This window comes from Pseudomonas sp. P4_C3 (assembly GCF_056402075.1).
On record NZ_JBFUIC010000565.1, the window covers coordinates 1 to 1,708 of the forward strand.

1 protein-coding gene is annotated in these 1,708 nt (G+C 64.1%); it reads left to right on the forward strand.

The window, feature by feature from the left end; translation table 11 throughout:
* Nucleotides 1–165: 165 nt before the first annotated feature.
* Nucleotides 166–1,708: ATP-binding protein (locus AC1DVH_RS30685; RefSeq protein ID WP_477756955.1), on the forward strand; the 1,543-nt coding region annotated here is incomplete at its 3' end.

Consider the following 1,708-nt stretch of genomic DNA (forward strand, 5'->3'; position numbering starts at 1 on the left):
TGACTGACACACCGCTATCGCGAGCAAGCTCGCTCCCACAGGGGTCGGCGGTGTATGTGAAATCTGATTCTGCCACCGGGGACGACCCCGGCGTCTGTCGAAAAACTGCGGGACGGCCCGCATCCCAGTCGAGGCTGATGCGCTATCGCCTCCGGGGGTTATGCCATGTTCGAAAAAGTCCTGATCGCCAACCGTGGCGCCATTGCCTGCCGCATCCTGCGGACCTTGCGCGAGATGCAAGTGCAGGGTGTCGCCGTGTATTCCGAAGCCGATGCCGCCAGCCTGCACATCCTGCAAGCCGACGAGGCCCACAGCCTCGGTGAGGGTGCAGCGGCTGGAACTTATCTTGCGGTCGACAAGATCCTCGCCATCGCCAAGTCCACCGGCGCCACGGCGATCCATCCCGGCTACGGTTTTCTCTCGGAAAACGCCGCGTTCGCCGAAGCCTGCGAAGCCGCCAACATCGCCTTCATCGGCCCGACGCCCGAACAACTGCGCGCGTTCGGCCTCAAGCACACCGCCCGCGCCCTGGCCAAACAACACGGCGTGCCCATGCTCGACGGCACCGAATTGCTCGACAGCCTCGACGCCGCATTGGTCGCCGGCGAACAGGTCGGCTATCCGGTGATGCTCAAAAGCACCGCTGGCGGTGGCGGCATCGGCATGCGCGTGTGCCGCAGCGCGGCCGAGTTGAGCGAGTCCTTCGAAGCGGTCAAACGCCTGGGCCAGAACAACTTCAGCGACGCCGGGGTGTTCATCGAGAAGTACATCCAGCGTGCCCGCCATCTGGAAGTACAGGTGTTCGGCGATGGTCGCGGCGAGGTGATCGCCCTCGGTGTGCGCGATTGCTCGGTGCAGCGGCGCAACCAGAAAGTCCTCGAGGAAACCCCGGCGCCAAACCTGCCCGACGGCATGGCGGATGAACTGTGTGCGGCGGCGATCAAACTGGCCAAGGCAGTGAACTACCGCAGCGCCGGCACCGTGGAGTTCGTCTTCGACAGCGATGCCCAGCGTTTCTACTTTCTGGAAGTGAACACCCGCTTGCAGGTGGAACACGGTGTCACCGAACAGGTTTGGGGGGTCGACCTGGTGCGCTGGATGGTCCAACTGGCGGCCGGTGACCTGCCGCCGCTGAGCGATCTGGCAAAGTGTTTGAAACCGCAGGGTCATGCGATTCAGGCACGGTTATACGCGGAGGATCCGGGGCGCGATTTTCAACCGAGCCCAGGCTTGCTCACCGCCGTGGATTTCCCGCCGGCCAATGGCATTCAACTGCGCATAGACACCTGGGTCGAGGCTGGCTGCGAGATCCCGCCCTACTTCGACCCGATGATCGCCAAGGTCATCAGTTGGGCGCCGACTCGCGAAGAAGCCACTGCGGACCTGCATCAGGCGCTGGGCGACAGCCTGCTCTATGGCGTGGAAACCAACCGCGATTACCTGCGGCAGATTCTGCTCGATGCGCCTTTCGCCAGCGGCCAGCCATGGACCCGTTGCCTGGAGGGTCTGGTGTATCAGGCCAACACGTTCGAGGTGCTCAGTGCTGGCACCCAGACCAGCGTGCAGGACTATCCCGGTCGCCTCGGTTACTGGGCGGTGGGTGTACCGCCGTCGGGGCCGATGGACAGTCGCGCGCTGCGTTTGGGCAACCGTTTGCTGGGCAACGAAGAAGGCGCCGCGGCGCTGGAAATCACCATGAGCGGGCCGT